The organism is Enterobacter cloacae complex sp. OE43NF (genome assembly GCF_023544405.1).
Lineage (GTDB): Bacteria > Pseudomonadota > Gammaproteobacteria > Enterobacterales > Enterobacteriaceae > Enterobacter > Enterobacter cloacae.
In genome coordinates, this window is sequence record NZ_JAMJFW010000025.1 from 1 (window position 1) to 18,015 (window position 18,015).

Sequence of the window (18,015 nt, forward strand, 5' to 3'; positions counted from 1 at the left end):
GATAGAAACAGAAGCCACTGGAGCACCTCAAAAACACCATCATACACTAAATCAGTAAGTTGGCAGCATCACCCACGAAGGGGAGGCGCGGCGCCAGAATGTTGTATTCCCGGCAGGCATGACGCCGGGCAATGAATCTGTCAGGCCGCGAGAACGTAATGCACAAACGCTAGCCAGAGAGTTACGATGCTGTTTAAAAAGGCTCACCTTCAAGTTATTCTTTATAAGCATAATAATCATGAACAAGGCGGGCATGTGGCCAGTGAACTGACGGAAAAGGACCTGCAAGATAGTGGTTTCACTAATAAGCAATTATCTCGTCTGAAAGGCGTACTGAGCAGAGATGAAAATGCCAACGAAACGCTTTCAACATTAGTGGATGATCTAAGCAAGCGTTTTTATGGCGGGGTTATTTGTCTGGTTCTTATTCTGACACCGTTGATTTTCCTTCCCGTCTTCTATGCATTCTCTCTATTGTTATATTACTTACCTGTTGCAGTTTTTGGCGTTATTGCGGTTTGGTATCTCATACCTATTAGCCTTGCATGGAAAGCGCATAAAATCATGAAAGGCCGGTAGGTGTCTCACAGCGTTTTTTGTCACGTTGCAACTGATTAAAAGTATGCCCACTCTTGGCACCTTTAATTGCCTGGGTTGTCAGGCTAATGGTATTAATCTTTCTCATCCTGAAACCCCATGGTATTTCAGGATGAGCATACCCGATACAAGCCCGCACGAAGCGGGCCGTACTGCAAATCACATCACAGCTTCAGCAAACGCGGCAGCTGGTTATCCAGCTCAAGCAGGCAGCTTTTCATGTAGCTTTCAGTTTGGCTGGTCACTTTTTGGTAATTATTTGCACTCCACTCGCTCAGTGGCGCTTCAACTGGCGTAGGGGCGCATTCCGCTACCGTAAACGCAGAGAACATATTTCCGCTTTCCGGGCGCTTATAGAAGAGGACTTTATATTTCAGCTGATAGAGAGGCGTGGTCGCGGTGGCGTCTTTATAGATCAGCGCCCAGGTTGCTTTACCAATATAGAGCGGCTGCTTGTAAACGTGGCCATTGCCTTTTTCGTTCAGCCACTTGCTGATATTTTGTTTCGCTTTAGGAACAAACCAGCTGTTCGTCGGGTTTTGCAGGGTTTCGATCGCTGTCCCTTTATAGTTCTCTTTATCAAAGTCACCGGAGTTAATGTTACCGGTTAACGCGCCGAGAACGGCAAGCCCCATACCGGCTGCGGCATGCGTCGGGGTCACTTCGCGCAATGTATTGTCGGCGATACGGTTGTCATTCAGTTCCGGTAGTGCTGATACGCTATAAATATCAATTGCGCTGCCATTTGCCGCTTTCACGGTGTCGGGTTTTACCGAGCCAGCACAGCCCGCAAGAATTAAGGATGCAGATACAATCGCTAGAAGACGAACTTTCATTTTCTCTCCATGAGATAATTTTATTTAGGTGGCTGCGTGGATGATCCTGAGCCGAAAAGGGCCGTTTATCTTGCCCGGCAGAGTTGCCAGCCTGCAGACACAGGCTGACAACTATCCAGATAAATATCGACTCCCTGACCCTGTTCTTTAGTCAATCAGCCACATTCCTTTGACTCGCATCAATAATCGTTCGCGATTATCCAGCCACGGGTATTTTATTATTCGTCCGTATTATGTGATGCACCGAGAGGCAAACGCCACAAATCATAGCGTTCCTCTCCGGGTTTAACGGCTCCCGCGAAGTGGTCATTGAGGCGACTCGAGGTAAAGATCAAATCCCCGTCCGGACGGATTGCCGGTGTGTCTGGCCAGTAAACGTCTTCGCTGGCGGCGATAAGCGACATAGCGCGGTGCTTCGGATCAAACCGGACAATGCCGTTGCGGGTAACATCCGTGATATAGAGGTTGCCCTTTGCATCGGTTACAAGACCGTCGGTGTTACCGCCCACCACGCCAAGATCCTGGATACTGGCGGCAATCTGCGCATCGGTTGACCCTGCCTGCCTCAGCAATGCCGTGGGCACTGCCCAGGCATGGGTTCCCGTAGTGACCGTCCAGTACAGCGTGTCCGCATCCGGGGAGAGCGCAATACCGTTGATGCCAATTAATAAGGGTTTACCCGGCCAGACCTCCGCACCGTGTGAAACCACCTTGACGCCCGGCTCAATCTGTAGCGCAGGGTGACGGTCGAGCACGCGTCGCGCCGTGCCGGTGGCGAAATCTACGACGATAAGGCCCACGCGGTTTTCCGGTGCGCTCCGCGAGCCGCTGTCGGAGATATAGGCGACACGGCGTTTCTCATCGACAACCACATCGTTCAGGAAGCTGGCTTTGCGGTCCGCCACGCCATCCAGGGCGATACGTTTAAGGGGGCGGCTTGTGTTGAGATCCAGCACGACCAGTTTCTGCGAGCCCACGGGCGACTCCGCTTCGCCTGCGACAAACCCCATGTCCAGCGCCCATAGCCAGCCGTTTTGACGATCAATATAAAAGCCAAGCACGTTGCGCAGGTTCTGCGCGGGATCGGTGTTTACCGCGTTCCCCTCGCGTGACGGAAACGCCGTCAGGCGGGCAGGGCCGGACTGAACAGTCGTATCCAGAATACTCAGCGTGGCGGGGGCGGCGGCAGAAACCAGCCGGGGTGTACTGACAAAGGCCCGGCCCTTTGCATCAAAATGGATACCGGCAATGGGCGCGTTAACCGAGCCGGAAAACTGCGTCGGCGTTTGCCCATTCTGAGGGGTATCCCAGCTCACGCCAGCATAGCTGCGCCAGCGTTCCAGGGGCTGGAGCGTCGCCGCACTGGCGAGACTCGGGAAAGCGATCAGCGCCGCCAGCGCAATGGCGGACAGACTACGGGTGCGAATGAACATGAAAAGGCTCCGGTGAGTTCAGCATTAAAGGATGGAACGGAACGTGCCGCCCTCAACGCGTACAGCCGCCCCGTTGGATGCCGCGCCCAGTGGGCTGGCTAACAGAGCGACCATCGCTGCGATCTCGTCTGCCTCAATCATTCTGGCGATCAACGAGCTGGGGCGGTAGGTCTGGAAGAAATGCGCTTCGATCTCCCGATCGGTCATATTCAGCGCAGGCGCGGTCTGGCGAAGGTACTCTATAATGCCGTCCGAGCGCGTCGCCGACGGCAGCACGCTGTTAACCGTCACGCCGGTTCCCCGGGTCAGTTCGGCCATACCGCGCGAAACAGCAAGCTGCGCTGATTTGCTGACGCCGTAATGCACCATGTCTGGCGGCGTAAAGGCGCCCACTTCGCTCGATATAAAAATCACCCGTCCCCAGTTCCGTTCCAGCATGCGCGGGAAGTAGTGGCGTGAGAGGCGGACGCCGGACATCACATTGGTGTTGAACATGTGCAGCCAGTCTTCGTCGTTAATATCCGCGAAGGCTTTGGCTTCGTAGAACCCCAGGTTATTAATCAGAATATCGGTATCAGGGCAGGCGGCGAACAGGGCTTCTGCGCCCTCCAGGGTACCGAGGTCAACGACAACGGTGGAGACCTGTGCGTCAGGCGTCGCGTCGGTGATGGTGGCCGCGGCTTTTTGCAGCTTTGCCGGGTCGCGTCCGGTAAGGGTAACGGCAACCCCTTCTTGAGCGAGCGTGCGGGCGATGGCCAAACCAATGCCTGCGGTTGCGCCCGTAACCAGCGCGGTCTTACCGGTGAGTTGAAGATCCATAGTGTTTACCCTCTGATGATGAATGCAGCTCACTTTACTCATCACTCCGGAGGGGATAAATTAGCCAGATTGAAAAACATTTGTTCCTGAAAGAGCAAAATGAGCCGCAAATTCGATTATCTCGGAGACGTTGAAGTCTTCATTACTGTCGTTGAACACGGCTCTTTTACTGCCGCAGCGGTTGTCCTTTCCACCACACCCTCTGTCCTGAGTCGCGCGGTTTCCCGCCTGGAAGCGCGTCTTGGACGGCAGTTATTACAGCGAACGACCCGCCGCGTGGGGCTGACGGAGGCCGGACGCATTTATCTGGAACAGGCGAGGTCTGCGTTTGCACTGCTTGATGACGCCGAACGCGAGGGGCGGGGCCAGGAAGGCGATCTGACCGGTCGCGTGCGAATGAGCGTTCCAACCACCTACGGGCACTACCGTCTGCCGCCGCTGCTGGCGCGCTTTGCCCAACACTATCCACGCGTTCAGGTGGAGCTGAACATCACCAATCGCAACGTTGATTTGATTGCGGAGGGATTCGATCTGGCGATTCGCCTGGGGCAGTTGCCCGACAGTGGGTTAGTTGCGCGCAAGCTGGAGGACGCGGCGCTGCTGCTGGTCGCATCGCCTGATTACCTGCACCGCATGGGGAGCCCGCAGACGCTGGAGGAGTTGCTTCGTCACACCTGCCTGCCCTTTATCATGCCGCGTACCGGGCGCATTGCCCCTTGGGTGTTTCGTGATGAGGAACGTGATATTGACTGGCTGCCGGGTTCAACTATCGAAATCTCAGACGATGTACTCGGCGTGGTTTCGCTGGCGGAGCAGGGGATGGGGATCTGCCAGAGCTATGAATTTATCGTCCGCGACAGGATACAGCGCGGTCAGTTAGTTGAGGTGCTGCCACACCTGCGTGGACGGTCGCGGCCGTTCTCCGTGCTCTTCGCGCCACACCGACGCCAGTCGGCGGCCACCCGGGCGATGATTGATCTTCTCACCACCCAAAAATGACAAGGATATGTCCACTATGAAAAAAGAGACTTATACCTTTTGGCTCCCACTCATCGCGGGCGGTATAGCCCTGCTATCTGGTTTTGTGGTCTGGTCAGTTAACGTTTATCGCGTGACATACCTTACGATCCGCGGGGAGCAGTATCTGGCCGGAGGGGCGTTGCTGCTGGCGCTGGTGCCGATGGTTATTTTTATCAGAAAGGGACGACTGAAAGGCAAGCGTGTTGCTGGCGCGATAAAACTATACCTCGGCTTCTTCATTTGCAGCCTGCCGGTTGCCATGTTCGTGATTTTTACAACGGCCTGGCTACTGGAGGGAGACTATTCCTCATGGAGCAAACCTTACCGGTATGAATCCAGTACCCGCCACAGCTGCTCGGGGGCAGAAGTCTACGAGCCGGAGTTAAAAAAAGAGATCCGAATCTGTAACCCGAAGGGTAACGTTTATTCCAACTCTACCCTGTACGTGGAAAAGCGGAGTAATGCGCTGGGGATTGTGGTGCTCTGGGCGATCACGCGCGCCTGAACCGGTGAAGCTCAGGGCGCGAAAATCACCGTCAGCCCGCCTCCAGCATCCCAAAGCTCACAATACGCGAACGGCCCAGCTCTTTCGCCCGGTATAAGGCCACGTCGGCAGCGCGCAGCAGGTTATCGCTCTGAGCGTGCTGCGGATAGCTGGCGACGCCAATCGACACATCCACCGGGCCAATCTCTGAAAGCCCATAGCGCAGCGACAGTTCATGCACGCCGTTATAAATCTCTTTGGCGCACGCCTGAGCTGCCTCTTCATCAACGCCGGAAAGCAGCACCAGAAACTCTTCGCCGCCATAGCGGAATGCCAGCCCGCTGTCGTGTACGGCGCGTTGTACGATGGAGGCCACGCTTTTGATGACCTGATCGCCCGCTTCATGACCAAAGCGATCATTGATGCTTTTAAAGTGGTCGATGTCGATCATCAGGCAGCTTACCGGCTCTTCATTGCGCACCGCCTGCGCCATTTGGGTGCGCAGGGTATCTTCCAGATGATGACGGTTACGCAAGCCGGTGAGCGGATCGAAGAGGGCTTTTTCCAGCAGGGCATCGCGCAGACGTTGGTTGGCCAGCGCCAGGCCGAGCGCTTCAGCCATCAGCTCCAGATAGGCGCGGGAAGGGGCATTGTCCGCAGTGATGTTCTGGAAGGAGAGCAATCCAATGGCTTCGCCCTGGGCAATCATAGGAACGCAGAGCGACGTATGCGTGTGCGACGCCGGCAGATGGTAGCAGGCGATATCCGGCTCGCCATTCACCGGAGGATGGCTCTGCCCACGTCTGACCGCCCAGCACTCATCGGGATGAAAAGGCGTATCCTCTCCTGGCGGCGAAAGCCACTGAGCGACGCAGCGCATCTGCCACGGATCGCGGTCGAGGATATAGAGCCGCCCGGCAATTCCCGGCGCGATATTGGGGGCGAACAGCTCCGCTACGTTAATCACGTCCGCAAAGTTCTCACACCCTTGCAGCCGCTGGGTCATGCGCGCCAGCAGCTCGCGGATGGCCCAGTCGGCGTCGCGCTCTTTTTCCAGACGCTGCCTCGCAAGGCCATTTTCACGAAAGATACGAATCGCCTGCGCCATATCGCCAATCTCATCGATCTGGTTGAAATTGGGTGTTTCTACGGCATAGTCCTGCGACGCCAGGCGATGCACCACATCGCTCAGGCGTACCACCGGGCGCAGCACGCGCCGTTTTAAGATAAAGCCAAGCACAAACAGGAACAGCAGGGCGGTCAGGCCAACCATCATTTCAGAGATTGTCCGCAGCGTTTTCGATTTTTTGGTTGCCTCCTGAACGGAAGCGATCACCCGCTTGTCGAGTATCTGGCGGAAGTGTTCGATCTGATTCTGGGCGCGTTCCAGCTCCTGCTCATAGGGCGCACCGTAGAGCAGGGCGATGGCCTGCGCATCTTCTCCCTGCGCCGTGTGGGTGAGGGCGACCTGCTGTTCGTCCTGTAGCTCATCGACGATTTTTATCCCTTCATGCAGCAGGGACAGCTCATCATCTGACGCGCCGACATCCTGCAGTTTTTCCAGCCGGAGTTCGGTACTCTTCAGCTTGTTCTCTGACTGGTTGTATTCCCTGAGGATCTGCGGATCTTTTTTAATCACGTACAGGCGGGCTAAATCAGACTGCGCCCAGACTTCGATTTCGATTTCTTCCGTAAGCTGATCAAATTTCTGCCGCTGTTCAACGGCCTGACGCTCAAGGGTGTCAGCATTGGACGCCATCAGCATGATGATGCCGGAAGCGAGGGTCAGGCAGACCGTGGCACCGTAGGCCCAGTTTGTTATCGTCGCGATTCGCACCTGGTGATCCTTTTACGACCAAAGAAGGATGGCGTTCTTTCAAATTATAGAAAACGTTTGATTTAAGGCGAAAAAAAAGGCGGCACAGCGCCGCCTGTTGGGAAGGTTATCGTCAGCGGTTTATAAATCTGGAGGATTTTTCCCTTCTTCAATAAACGCGGCATCCAGCTCTTCGGCGTTACCCGCATGATCGCGACCGGAGAAGAGGTTCCAGCAGGCGATAAACAGCGCGGCAATCAGCGGGCCAATCACGAAGCCGTTAATGCCGTACAGCTCCATGCCGCCAAGCGTTGAGATCAGGATCAGGTAGTCCGGCATTTTGGTGTCTTTGCCTACCAGCAGCGGGCGCAGGATATTGTCCACCAGCCCGACGATAATCACGAAGAAGCCGACAATGAACAACCCCTGCCAGATCTGATGCGTCGCGAAGAGGAAAATGGCGGCCGGAACCCAGACAATCGCCGACCCCACCGCAGGCACCAGGGAGAGGAAGGCCATCAGCGCTCCCCAAAGGATGCTGCCGTCGATACCGGCAATGGCAAACGCAATCCCGCCGAGCGTGCCCTGAACCACCGCGACAACCGCCGTGCCTTTTACCGTCGCCCGCGAGACGCCGACAAACTTGGCGAACAGGTGCTGCTTGGCGAAATCGGACAGAGGCAGGGAGTCGAGGATCTGGCGCACCAGGAACGGCCCGTCTTTCAACAGGAAGAACAGCAGATACAGCATGATACCGAAGCTAATGGCAAAGCCGAACGTCCCTTTGCCGATCAGAAACGCGCTGCCCGCCAGATACTGCCCGCCCTGCAGGGCGACATCGGAGAGTTTTTTCTGGATCTGCGCGGCGTTGGTCAGGTTGTGATCCGCGAGGAAACCGCTGGCCCAGTCCGGCAGATGGTTAAAGATGCTCGCCACCACCTCCGGGAACTGGGTGTTGTTCTCCTGCAGTTTGGTGTACACCACGTTCAGCTCAATGGCGAGCGAGGAGAAGATCACCATCAACGGGATAAAGACAATCAGGCAGATAATGCCGATGGTCAGCAGCGAGGCCAGCCCATTGCGATCTCCCAGTGCGGCGCGCAGCTTGTTTTTTACCGGATTAAAGATAACGGTCAGAATGGCGGCCCACAGAATGGCGGAGAAGTAGGGCGATAGCACGTCGAAAAACGCCCACGTCACGAGGGCGAGAATAAAGATAAAGAAACCTTTGGTCAGTCCGTTAAAGCGCATCAGTCAGTCCTGGTTACTAAGAAACTGTGACGACTATAGAACTGATTGACGGATTTACCAACCATTGCGCCGGGGGGCGCAGGCGACGCGCCGCCGGGCAATGTCAGGACGGGAGGGGTCAAATCTCCTCAAACAGCGGGCTCACCAGCGCAACGTGCGTTTTCACCCCCACTGCCAGCGCGGCCTCGTCGATGCGAAAGTGTGGATTGTGGACGTTCCAGACCGCGCCTTTTTCCTCGTTGCCGCAGCCGATGAACAGAAACGTTCCCGGGACTTTCTCCTGATACGAGGAGAAATCCTCGCTGCCAAACAGGGCCCGATCGGCAAGCTGCAGCGTTCCTTCTTCGAAGTGCGCTGCAATCGCCGCTTTGGCGATGGCATTGGTGTCGGCATGGTTGTTGCCAACGGCGTAACCCTGTTGCCAGCGGATCTCACAGCGCGCGCCGTGGGCACTGACGACGCCCTCGACAATACGCTGCACCAGCTGCGGTACCTGCTCGCGTACCTGCTGATTATGAGTACGCACCGTTCCGGCCAGGCGGGCGCTGTCCGGAATCACGTTATAGCTGTCACCGGCCTGGAAGGTCGCGATGGTCAGCACCGGGGCGTTAATCGGGTCGAGATTACGCGCCACCACGTTTTGCAGCGCGGTGACAACTTCAGCGCCGATTACCACCGGGTCGATGCAGAACTGCGGCATTGAGCCATGTCCGCCCCGGCCGAAAATCGTGATATCAAAATTATCGCTGGAGGCGACATAGACCCCTTCTTTCAGCGTAATGTTACCGGTAGGACTGGTCGGGAAAACGTGCAGACCGAAGATCTTCTCGACATCGTCAACCACGCCTTTCTCCACCAGTTCGCGCGCGCCGCCCGGCGGCACTTCTTCGGCAGGCTGGAAGATAAACTTGATGCTGCCGCACAGCTGGCTGCGCAGGTGGCAAAGCACTTTCGCCGCGCCCATCAGCATGGCGGTGTGGGCATCGTGACCGCAGGCGTGCATTACGCCGGGTTTGGTTGAGCTGAATGCTTCACCGCTCTCTTCCTGCAGCGGCAGGGCGTCGATATCAGCACGCAGTGCCCACATCGGGCCGGGTTTTTCACCCTGTAATACCGCCACCACGCTGTTCTCCAGCGGGCGGCTAATCGTCAGCGCCGGCAGATTAGCCAGTTCACGGGCGATAAAATCTGCGGTCGGCTTTTCCTGAAATGAGAGATCCGGGTTGGCATGAATATGCCTGCGCCAGCGGATCACCTCGTCGTGAACGTCGCGGATAAGGTTTTCAGTGCTACTTTTCATGACAGTCTCCTTCAGTCAGTCACCGGCAGTGAGGGCACAGGTTTTTTTATCAATGGCACTATCGCCACGCCCGCGCACACCATTGCCAGTGACAAGAAAATAAATGCGCTTTCATAACTGTGGCTTTTTCCAACGAGATAGCCAATAACAACCGGTGAAACGAAGCCCCCCAGCGTCCCTCCGGTGTTTATCAGCCCGATGGCCGAGCCCATGATGTTCTCCGGCAGGCGTTTCATTGGCAGGGTAAACGCGGTCACAAAGGTGGCCATCAGGAAGATCTCCCCCACAAACAGCAGGATGCTGGCACTCACCGCCGTGGCGGTGTGGAAGATGCCGAGAATGGCAGCAGCGCTCACCAGTGCGCAGATCAAAATCACCTGTGGCTCGCGGTGGTGGAAGTATTTTCCGACCAGCCAGCCGGTGCACAACGACGAAAGCCAGATCCCCGCGCCGCCAGCCGCCACGATATAACCGGACACCTCAATCGGCATGCCCATGCTCTGGACAAAGAATTTAGGCAGCCAGGCCAACAGGCCATAGCTTGGGATATTGATGCAAAACACCGAGAAAAACAGCAGCAGCACCGTAGGGTTACGCCACAGCGCCTCGTGTTGCCTGTGCGCGGCCTGGCGTGGCGCGGGTTTCTGATACGGCACGCGCAAGGCGATCAGCAGGGCGATGGCGCAGGCAACGATCCCTAATGCCACAAAGGAGGCGTGCCAGCCCAGGTGTTCCAGCGCCGAGACGGCCACAATCGGCCCGACGGTCATCGCCAGCCCGGCGGAGGAGAGCAGTACCGACTGGGCGAAGGTGCGTTTTTCCAGCGTAAAATTGCTGACCACCGCTTTCGCGCAGGAGCAGGGATAGCCGGAATGCCCCACGCCGGAGAGAAAGCGAAACACCAGCAGCAGGCCTACGCTCATACCCAGCGCGCCAAAGCAGAGGGCGAAGATCCCCAGTGCACACAGAGAAAGGATCAGCATGGTTTTGTAGCCGATTCGGTCGTTTAGCCAGCCAGCAGGCACCTGAAAGAGAGAGTAGGCGAGAAAGAAGATCCCGGTGATATAGCCCAGCTGCGCGGTGGTAAGCCCGAACTCTTTTTCGATCGGCAGCAGGGCAAAACCCATTACGGTTTTATCGATGTAGACCACGACATAGCCGATAAAAAGTAAAAAAATCATCTGTGACTGGCTTTTCATTGTGTTTTCCGCCTGACGTCAGAGTGTGATGAGAATTGTTGTGTGCACTCTGAATCTAGGGGTTTACCAGACAGGCGGGAAGATATAATTTTGCTATAGGTGATGCTTTTTTGTTATAGGGTGAGCGATGAAATATCTGCCAAAACTCGGCCATCTTCAGGCCTTTCGTCAGGTGGCGCGCAGCGGCAGTATCCGTTCGGCCGCACGGGAACTGGGTGTTTCGCAGCCCGGATTGAGCCGTACATTGCGTGAGCTTGAGCAAACTTTAGGCACCCAACTTTTATTGCGCAGCAAAGAGGGGATTGCCCTTACCGAGGCGGGAATAGCGTTTTCCCACCGCGCGGAGTGGGTGCTTGAAGAGCTGCGGCGTGCGGCGGATGAAGTGGAGCAGATTAACCATTTTACTCACGGGCGTCTGACGGTGGGGTTCTCTTCGCTTATTGCGCTGACCGTCTTTCCCGATGTGGCCGAGGCATTCAAGAAAACGCTGCCCCAGGTCTTGCTGACGGTGAAGGAGGGGCAGCTCTCCTCGCTCCTGCCTGGCGTACGAAACGGTGAAATAGATATGGCTATCGGCTCGGTGGATCCGATGGCGCCGCCGGAAGGGGTGATGATCGAACCGCTGTTTACCTCGCCGTTTTGCATCATCGCGCGCAAGGGGCACCCACTGGCAGAAGCCCGCGATCTGATGGCGCTGCGTCAGGCCAAATGGCTACTGCCGGAGTCGTCCATAGGCTACTACCAGCAGCTACAAAATGAGCTCAGCCATTTTTATCGACAGGTGGATATCACCCCACTGCGCACCGATTCCGTCATCACGGGGCTGAATATGGTGCTTAACGCGGACTATCTGACGGTGGTCGCGCGGGCAATGTGTCAGCCGCTACAGCTTGATGACAAGCTGGTGGCGTTGCCCATCACCCAACTGCCGTCGGCGCAGTATTGCGCGGTGTGGTCGCAAAAGTCGGCGATGACCACCAACGCGCGTCAGTTTTTGATTCGCCTGCGCGAAGCATGCAGAGGGTTTAGCTGGTAGCGGACAGATACGACTTTTGTTTGAGCCAGAATCACAGCCGTCCGCGCCATGCTGTAAGTATCTGCTTGCGGAGGTGCTTATGGCCTGGCGTCCGATTCTGTATGTGATCCTCACAACCCATCCCCGACTCAGTGCGCGACGCGCCCGGTTGCGTCTGGTCGTCTAGCTTTTTAATGTTAATCGCGGTATAACACACCTTCTTTGGATGTTTAGATGTCCATACGTATAGAAGGTAATATGCAAACACAACAAGAAAATGGGCAGCTAAAGCGCACCATGAAAACACGCCACCTGATTATGCTCTCGCTGGGTGGCGTGATTGGCACTGGGTTATTCTTTAATACCGGTTATATCATTTCGACAACCGGGGCAGCAGGCACGCTGCTGGCCTATCTCATTGGCGCACTGGTGGTCTGGCTGGTGATGCAGTGTCTGGGCGAACTGTCGGTGGCGATGCCGGAAACCGGCGCGTTTCACGTCTATGCCGCTCGTTACCTCGGCCCGGCGACGGGCTATACCGTGGCGTGGCTGTACTGGCTCACCTGGACGGTGGCGCTAGGATCGAGCTTTACCGCCGCCGGGTTCTGTATGCAGTACTGGTTCCCACAGGTGCCCGTCTGGGTATGGTGCGTGGTCTTCTGCGTGGTGATTTTTGGCCTTAACGTTATCTCCACGCGTTTCTTTGCCGAGGGCGAATTCTGGTTCTCGCTGGTGAAAGTTATCACCATCATCGCCTTTATTATTCTTGGCGGCGCGGCGATCTTTGGCTTTATTCCGATGCAGGACGGTTCGCCTGCGCCGGGTCTGAGCAACATTACCGCTGAAGGCTGGTTCCCACATGGTGGCCTGCCGATCCTGATGACCATGGTGGCGGTGAACTTTGCCTTCTCCGGCACCGAGCTTATCGGCATTGCGGCGGGCGAAACGGAAAACCCGCATAAGGTTATTCCGGTGGCGATCCGCGCGACCATTGCCCGACTGATCATCTTCTTTATCGGCACCGTGTTTGTGCTGGCGGCGCTGATCCCGATGCAGCAGGCCGGGGTGGAAAAGAGCCCGTTTGTGCTGGTGTTTGAAAAAGTCGGGATCCCGTATGCGGCAGATATCTTTAACTTTGTGATTTTGACCGCGATCCTCTCGGCGGCAAACTCCGGCTTGTACGCCTCAGGGCGCATGCTGTGGTCGCTTTCTAACGAGAAAACGCTGCCGCGCTGCTTTGCCCGCGTCAATAAAAACGGCGTGCCGCTGACGGCGCTCTCCGTTTCCATGCTCGGTGGCGTGCTGGCGCTCTTCTCAAGCGTGGTTGCGCCGGACACGGTGTTTGTGGCGCTGTCGGCCATTTCCGGTTTTGCGGTGGTGGCGGTGTGGATCAGCATCTGCGCGTCGCACTTTGTCTTCCGCCGTCGTCATCTGCAGTCCGGACAGCCGCTGTCTGCTTTGCACTATCGCGCGCCGTGGTATCCGCTGGTGCCGGTGCTCGGGTTTATCCTCTGCGTAGTGGCATGTATCGGCCTGTGGTTTGATCCGAGCCAGCGCATTGCCCTTTATTGTGGCCTGCCGTTCGTCGCCCTGTGTTATGGTGCCTACTACCTGACCCGAAACCTGACATCGCAGGAGCCTGAACATGTCGCAGAATAATCCGCTTACCGCCCTCCTTGAAAAGCAGCCGTTTGTGGTGCTGGATGGCGCAATGGCAACTGAACTGGAAGCGCGCGGGTGCAACCTTGCAGACAACCTCTGGTCTGCCAAAGTATTGATGGAAAACCCGGAGCTTATCCGTGAAGTCCACCTCGACTACTACCGCGCAGGTGCGCAGGTGGCGATCACCGCCAGCTATCAGGCCACGCCTGCGGGCTTTGCGGCGCGCGGTCTGGACGAGGCGCAGTCCCGCGTGTTGATCGGCAAAAGCGTAGAGCTGGCGCGTAAGGCGCGTGAAGCGTATCTGGCGGAAAATCCGCATGCGGGCACGCTGCTGGTGGCGGGGTCCGTTGGGCCGTATGGCGCCTATCTGGCGGATGGCTCTGAGTATCGCGGAGATTATGTGCGTCGCGCCGAAGAGTTTACCGCGTTTCATCGTCCGCGCATTGAGGCGTTGCTGGATGCGGGGGCGGATCTGCTGGCTTGCGAAACGCTACCCTCCTTTGAGGAGATCAAGGCGCTGGCAGCACTTGTGGCTGAGTATCCCCGCGCCCGGGCATGGTTCTCGTTTACCCTGCGCGACAGCGAGCACCTGAGCGACGGGACACCGCTGCTGGAAGTTGTCGCGGCCCTGAAAGATAATTCGCAGGTCGTGGCGCTGGGCATCAACTGTATCGCGCTGGAAAACACCACCGCGGCGCTGAAACACCTGCACAGCCTGACGGCACTGCCGCTGGTGGTCTATCCGAACTCGGGCGAGCATTATGATGCGGTGACCAAAACCTGGCACCATCACGGTGAAGCGTGCGAGACGCTGGCGGGGTATTTGCCCCAGTGGCTGGAGGCCGGTGCCAGATTAATCGGTGGATGCTGTCGCACCACGCCGAAAGATATTGCTGAGCTGACGTCTCAGCGCTAATGCCCTCACCCTGACCCTCTCCCACGGGGAGAGGGAAAAAAACAACCGCACAAAACCAACTATCCTTTCCCGCTTTTTTTCTAAAAACGAATCGTTATTAGCGATTCGTTTTAATTCCTTTATCAAAATTCCCGCGCCGGAAATACTGCCCTCATAACAACAAGGGGAGCAGACAGGATGGCAATTTCATCGCGAATTACATTACTCGGCGCGCTGGCGCTGTGGGCATTTCAGGCGCAGGCGGTGGATGTCACCGTCGCGTATCAGACCTCCGCAGAGCTTGCGAAAGTCGCACAGGCGGATAACACCTTTGCCAAAGAGAGCGGCGCAAACGTCGACTGGCGTAAGTTCGACAGCGGGGCGGCCGTGGTGCGTGCGCTTGCGTCCGGCGACGTGCAGATTGGTAACATCGGTTCCAGCCCGCTGGCGGTAGCGGCCAGCCAGCAGGTGCCGATTGAAGTTTTCCTCCTCGCTTCACAGCTGGGTAACTCCGAAGCGCTGGTGGTGAAGAAAAACATCACCAAACCGGAAGACCTGATCGGCAAGCGCATTGCCGTGCCGTTCATTTCGACCACTCACTACAGCCTGCTGGCGGCGCTGAAACACTGGGGCATCAAGCCAGGCCAGGTGCAAATCATAAATCTGCAGCCACCGGCGATTATTGCGGCCTGGCAGCGCGGCGATATTGATGGCGCATACGTCTGGGCACCGGCCGTCAATGAGCTGGAAAAAGACGGCACCGTGCTGACCAACTCCGAAAAAGTGGGCCAGTGGGGCGCGCCAACGCTCGACGTGTGGGTGGTGCGCAAAGATTTTGCCGAGAAACATCCTGAGATCGTGAAGGCCTTTGCCAAAAGCGCCATCGACGCTCAGCAGCCCTATATCAGCAACCCGGATGCATGGCTGAAGCAGCCTGCCAATCTCGAAAAACTGTCCCGTCTGAGCGGCGTGCCGCAAGCGGACGTTCCGGGGCTGGTGAAAGGTAATACCTATCTCACGCCTGCCCAGCAGGTACAACAGCTGACCGGGCCGGTAAACAAAGCGATTGTCGATACCGCCACGTTCCTGAAAGAGCAGGGCAAAGTGCCGGCGGTGGCGGCGGACTACAGCCAGTACGTGACCGATCGCTTTGTGAAATAAGGGGGCTGCGATGCTGAATATTACAAATCTGTCTGCTGATTACGGTGGCAAACCGGCCCTGGAGAACATCAACCTGACGCTGGACAGCGGTGAGCTGCTGGTTGTGCTTGGCCCGTCCGGGTGCGGGAAAACCACGCTGCTGAATCTGATTGCCGGGTTTGTGCCATATCAGCATGGCTCCATTCAACTGGAAGGTAAAAAAGTGGAGTGCCCGGGCGCTGAGCGTGGGGTGGTCTTTCAGAACGAAGGTCTGCTTCCCTGGCGCAACGTGCAGGAAAACGTGGCGTTTGGGTTGCAACTGGCGGGTGTAAGCCGCGAGCAACGGCTGGCAACAGCACGGGACATGCTCAAAAAGGTCGGTCTTGAAGGGGCTGAAAAACGGTTTATCTGGCAGCTTTCCGGCGGCCAGCGTCAGCGGGTTGGAATTGCCCGCGCGCTGGCGGCCAATCCGCAGCTTTTGCTGCTGGATGAGCCGTTCGGGGCGCTGGATGCCTTTACCCGCGAGCAGATGCAAACCCTGCTTTTACGCCTGTGGCATGAAACGGGTAAACAGGTGCTGCTGATCACCCACGATATCGAAGAGGCGGTGTTTATGGCGACCGAGCTGGTGCTGTTGTCCCCTGGCCCGGGGTGCGTGCTGGAGCGGCTGCCGCTTGAGTTTGCCCGTCGCTATGTCTCGGGGGAGCCGGTACGCAGCATCAAATCCGATCCGCGGTTTATCGAACAGCGTGAATACGTCTTAAGCCGCGTGTTTGAACAACGGGAGGCCTTCTCATGAGCATCGTCTTCAGCGAGAAAACGCGACGCGCGCGCCCGGCCTTACGCTGGCCTTTCTCGCGCCAGATAACACTCAGTGTCGGCACGTTGCTGGTGTTGCTGGCGGTCTGGTGGCTGGTTGCCGCGCAGGCATGGATCAGCCCGCTGTTTCTGCCGCCGCCGGGGCAGGTGCTGGCAAAACTCATCACCATTGCCGGGCCGCAGGGCTTTATGGACGCTACGCTCTGGCAGCACTTAGGTGCAAGCCTGGCGCGCATTCTGGTGGCGCTACTGGCGGCGGTGATAATCGGCATTCCGGTCGGGATCGCGATGGGCTTAAGCCCGACGGTGCGCGGCATCCTCGACCCGCTGATTGAGCTTTACCGTCCGGTGCCGCCGCTGGCCTATCTGCCGCTGATGGTGATCTGGTTCGGCATCGGTGAAACGTCAAAAATCCTGCTGATTTATCTGGCGATTTTCGCCCCGGTTGCCATGTCGGCTCTGGCGGGTGTCAAAAGCGCTCAGCAGGTGCGGATCCGCGCGGCGCAGTCGCTGGGAGCCAGCCGGACACAGGTGCTGCTGTTTGTGATTTTACCGGGCGCACTGCCGGAGATTTTAACCGGATTACGCATCGGCCTTGGCGTGGGCTGGTCAACGCTGGTGGCGGCAGAGCTGATCGCCGCCACCCGAGGGTTAGGGTTTATGGTGCAGTCGGCGGGGGAGTTTCTGGCGACTGACGTGGTACTGGCCGGGATTGCGGTTATCGCCGTGATCGCCTTTGGATTAGAACTGGGGCTGCGCGCGCTACAGCGTCGTCTGACGCCCTGGCATGGAGAAATACAATGAGTGAACGTCTGACCATTACCCCGCTGGGGCCATATATTGGTGCGCAGGTGTCGGGCCTGGATGTGACCCGTCCGCTGAGCGATAACCAGTTTGAGCAGCTTTATCATGCGGTGCTGCGCCATCAGGTGGTATTCCTGCGCGAACAGGCAATCACCCCGCAGCAGCAACGCGCCCTGGCACTGCGCTTTGGCGATCTGCATATCCATCCGGTTTATCCGCATGCGGAAGGGGTGGAGGAGATTATTGTGCTCGATACGCATAACGATAACCCGCCGGACAACGACAACTGGCACACGGATGTGACGTTTATCGAGACGCCACCTGCAGGGGCGATTCTTTCGGCGAAGCTGCTGCCGGAGACGGGCGGCGATACGCTGTGGGCCAGCGGCATTGCGGCCTTTGAGGCGCTGTCCGCACCCTTCCGTACCCTGCTGAGCGGCCTGCGGGCGGAGCATGACTTTAAAAAAATCATTCCAGGAGTACAAGTACCGCAAAACAGAAGCGGAGCATCAGCGCTGGCAGGAGGCGGTTGCGAAACATCCCCCGCTGCTCCATCCGGTCGTGCGCACCCATCCGGTAACCGGCAAGCAGGCGCTGTTTGTGAATGAGGGATTCACGACGCGGATTGTGGACGTGACGGAAAAAGAGAGCGAGGCGCTGTTACGTTTCCTGTTTGCGCATATCACCAAACCGGAGTTTCAGGTGCGCTGGCGCTGGCAGGAGAACGATCTGGCGATCTGGGATAACCGCGTGACGCAGCACTATGCGAATGCGGATTATCTGCCACAGCGTCGGATTATGCAGCGGGCGACAATTTTGGGAGATAAGCCGTTTTACCGTCCTTGAACCATCGCACCCGTAGGCCGGGTAAGGCGTAGCCGCCACCCGGCAATTGTGCACCGTTCTTGCCGGGTGGCGCTGCGCT

The 18,015-nt window shown here is 57.2% G+C and carries 16 protein-coding genes and 1 pseudogene; 10 read left to right on the top strand and 7 right to left on the bottom strand.

Annotated features, from left to right (window positions below; translation table 11 throughout):
- The first annotated feature begins 186 nt into the window (after positions 1–186).
- On the top strand, positions 187–579 hold the full coding sequence (locus tag M8370_RS13165) for a hypothetical protein (protein WP_229284381.1): 393 nt from the start codon (positions 187–189) through the stop codon (positions 577–579).
- 182 nt (positions 580–761) lie between these two features.
- On the opposite strand, the gene M8370_RS13170 is transcribed toward M8370_RS13165, so the two are convergent.
- The 3 genes from M8370_RS13170 to M8370_RS13180 form a co-directional block, all read right to left on the bottom strand.
- Positions 762–1,433 carry a hypothetical protein gene (locus M8370_RS13170; RefSeq protein WP_058661767.1) on the bottom strand — a complete coding sequence of 224 codons (672 nt, stop codon included), beginning with the start codon at positions 1,431–1,433 and terminating at the stop codon, positions 762–764.
- A 218-nt stretch (positions 1,434–1,651) separates the two neighbouring features.
- Positions 1,652–2,866 (bottom strand): L-dopachrome tautomerase-related protein, encoded by a 1,215-nt coding sequence (locus M8370_RS13175; protein ID WP_250021163.1) that lies wholly within the window; start codon positions 2,864–2,866, stop codon positions 1,652–1,654.
- A 24-nt stretch (positions 2,867–2,890) separates the two neighbouring features.
- Positions 2,891–3,685 (bottom strand): SDR family NAD(P)-dependent oxidoreductase, encoded by a 795-nt coding sequence (locus tag M8370_RS13180; protein WP_250021164.1) that lies wholly within the window; start codon positions 3,683–3,685, stop codon positions 2,891–2,893.
- Positions 3,686–3,784: 99 nt separating this feature from the next.
- Between M8370_RS13180 and M8370_RS13185 the strand changes: the two genes are divergently transcribed.
- Positions 3,785–4,684 carry a LysR family transcriptional regulator gene (locus tag M8370_RS13185; protein ID WP_250021165.1) on the top strand — a complete coding sequence of 300 codons (900 nt, stop codon included), beginning with the start codon at positions 3,785–3,787 and terminating at the stop codon, positions 4,682–4,684.
- Positions 4,685–4,700: 16 nt separating this feature from the next.
- Entirely contained in the window at positions 4,701–5,210 is a 510-nt protein-coding gene (locus M8370_RS13190; protein ID WP_045292999.1) for a hypothetical protein, read from the top strand.
- Between the two features lie 31 nt (positions 5,211–5,241).
- Here the strand turns inward: M8370_RS13190 and M8370_RS13195 are convergent, their stop codons facing one another.
- From M8370_RS13195 to M8370_RS13210, 4 genes are all read right to left on the bottom strand, one after another.
- Complete coding sequence (locus M8370_RS13195; RefSeq protein ID WP_250021166.1) at positions 5,242–7,026, bottom strand: diguanylate cyclase; 1,785 nt, start codon at positions 7,024–7,026, stop codon at positions 5,242–5,244.
- A gap of 120 nt (positions 7,027–7,146) precedes the next feature.
- Positions 7,147–8,256, bottom strand: a complete 1,110-nt coding sequence (locus M8370_RS13200) for an AI-2E family transporter (protein WP_013095768.1) — start codon at positions 8,254–8,256, stop codon at positions 7,147–7,149.
- A 118-nt stretch (positions 8,257–8,374) separates the two neighbouring features.
- Positions 8,375–9,556, bottom strand: coding sequence for an amidohydrolase (locus M8370_RS13205; RefSeq protein WP_250021167.1), 1,182 nt, complete (start codon positions 9,554–9,556; stop codon positions 8,375–8,377).
- An 11-nt stretch (positions 9,557–9,567) separates the two neighbouring features.
- Positions 9,568–10,755, bottom strand: coding sequence for an MFS transporter (locus tag M8370_RS13210; RefSeq protein WP_095427855.1), 1,188 nt, complete (start codon positions 10,753–10,755; stop codon positions 9,568–9,570).
- A gap of 127 nt (positions 10,756–10,882) precedes the next feature.
- Here M8370_RS13210 and M8370_RS13215 point away from each other — a divergent pair, with 127 nt between their 5' ends.
- From M8370_RS13215 to tauD, 7 genes and pseudogenes are all read left to right on the top strand, one after another.
- Positions 10,883–11,791, top strand: a complete 909-nt coding sequence (locus tag M8370_RS13215) for a LysR substrate-binding domain-containing protein (RefSeq protein ID WP_250021168.1) — start codon at positions 10,883–10,885, stop codon at positions 11,789–11,791.
- 237 nt (positions 11,792–12,028) lie between these two features.
- Positions 12,029–13,429, top strand: a complete 1,401-nt coding sequence (gene mmuP, locus M8370_RS13220) for an S-methylmethionine permease (RefSeq protein ID WP_013095772.1) — start codon at positions 12,029–12,031, stop codon at positions 13,427–13,429.
- Positions 13,416–14,348 (top strand): homocysteine S-methyltransferase, encoded by a 933-nt coding sequence (mmuM, locus tag M8370_RS13225; protein ID WP_250021169.1) that lies wholly within the window; start codon positions 13,416–13,418, stop codon positions 14,346–14,348. Before mmuP ends, mmuM begins: the two co-directional genes overlap by 14 nt.
- A gap of 177 nt (positions 14,349–14,525) precedes the next feature.
- The gene (gene tauA / locus M8370_RS13230) at positions 14,526–15,488 is read left to right on the top strand and encodes a taurine ABC transporter substrate-binding protein (RefSeq protein WP_250021170.1); all 963 of its coding nucleotides are present in this window, start codon (positions 14,526–14,528) and stop codon (positions 15,486–15,488) included.
- A 10-nt stretch (positions 15,489–15,498) separates the two neighbouring features.
- On the top strand, positions 15,499–16,266 hold the full coding sequence (tauB, locus tag M8370_RS13235) for a taurine ABC transporter ATP-binding subunit (protein ID WP_250021171.1): 768 nt from the start codon (positions 15,499–15,501) through the stop codon (positions 16,264–16,266).
- Positions 16,263–17,090 carry a taurine ABC transporter permease TauC gene (tauC, locus tag M8370_RS13240; protein WP_020686348.1) on the top strand — a complete coding sequence of 276 codons (828 nt, stop codon included), beginning with the start codon at positions 16,263–16,265 and terminating at the stop codon, positions 17,088–17,090. Before tauB ends, tauC begins: the two co-directional genes overlap by 4 nt.
- Positions 17,087–17,936, top strand: a pseudogene (gene tauD / locus M8370_RS13245) (taurine dioxygenase). The gene tauC and the pseudogene tauD overlap by 4 nt, the downstream one beginning before the upstream one ends.
- The last annotated feature ends 79 nt before the right edge of the window (positions 17,937–18,015 follow it).

Bases quoted from the DNA above. Each gene is read 5' to 3' on its own strand.
- M8370_RS13165 (WP_229284381.1), top strand. From the start codon at position 187: ATGCTGTTTAAAAAGGCTCACCTTCAAGTTATTCTTTATAAGCATAAT.
- M8370_RS13170 (WP_058661767.1), bottom strand. From the start codon at position 1,433: ATGAAAGTTCGTCTTCTAGCGATTGTATCTGCATCCTTAATTCTTGCG.
- M8370_RS13210 (WP_095427855.1), bottom strand. From the start codon at position 10,755: ATGAAAAGCCAGTCACAGATGATTTTTTTACTTTTTATCGGCTATGTC.
- tauA (WP_250021170.1), top strand. From the start codon at position 14,526: ATGGCAATTTCATCGCGAATTACATTACTCGGCGCGCTGGCGCTGTGG.
- tauB (WP_250021171.1), top strand. From the start codon at position 15,499: ATGCTGAATATTACAAATCTGTCTGCTGATTACGGTGGCAAACCGGCC.
- M8370_RS13205 (WP_250021167.1), bottom strand. From the start codon at position 9,556: ATGAAAAGTAGCACTGAAAACCTTATCCGCGACGTTCACGACGAGGTG.
- M8370_RS13200 (WP_013095768.1), bottom strand. From the start codon at position 8,256: ATGCGCTTTAACGGACTGACCAAAGGTTTCTTTATCTTTATTCTCGCC.
- M8370_RS13175 (WP_250021163.1), bottom strand. From the start codon at position 2,866: ATGTTCATTCGCACCCGTAGTCTGTCCGCCATTGCGCTGGCGGCGCTG.
- tauC (WP_020686348.1), top strand. From the start codon at position 16,263: ATGAGCATCGTCTTCAGCGAGAAAACGCGACGCGCGCGCCCGGCCTTA.
- M8370_RS13190 (WP_045292999.1), top strand. From the start codon at position 4,701: ATGAAAAAAGAGACTTATACCTTTTGGCTCCCACTCATCGCGGGCGGT.
- M8370_RS13185 (WP_250021165.1), top strand. From the start codon at position 3,785: ATGAGCCGCAAATTCGATTATCTCGGAGACGTTGAAGTCTTCATTACT.
- mmuP (WP_013095772.1), top strand. From the start codon at position 12,029: ATGCAAACACAACAAGAAAATGGGCAGCTAAAGCGCACCATGAAAACA.
- M8370_RS13180 (WP_250021164.1), bottom strand. From the start codon at position 3,685: ATGGATCTTCAACTCACCGGTAAGACCGCGCTGGTTACGGGCGCAACC.
- M8370_RS13215 (WP_250021168.1), top strand. From the start codon at position 10,883: ATGAAATATCTGCCAAAACTCGGCCATCTTCAGGCCTTTCGTCAGGTG.
- mmuM (WP_250021169.1), top strand. From the start codon at position 13,416: ATGTCGCAGAATAATCCGCTTACCGCCCTCCTTGAAAAGCAGCCGTTT.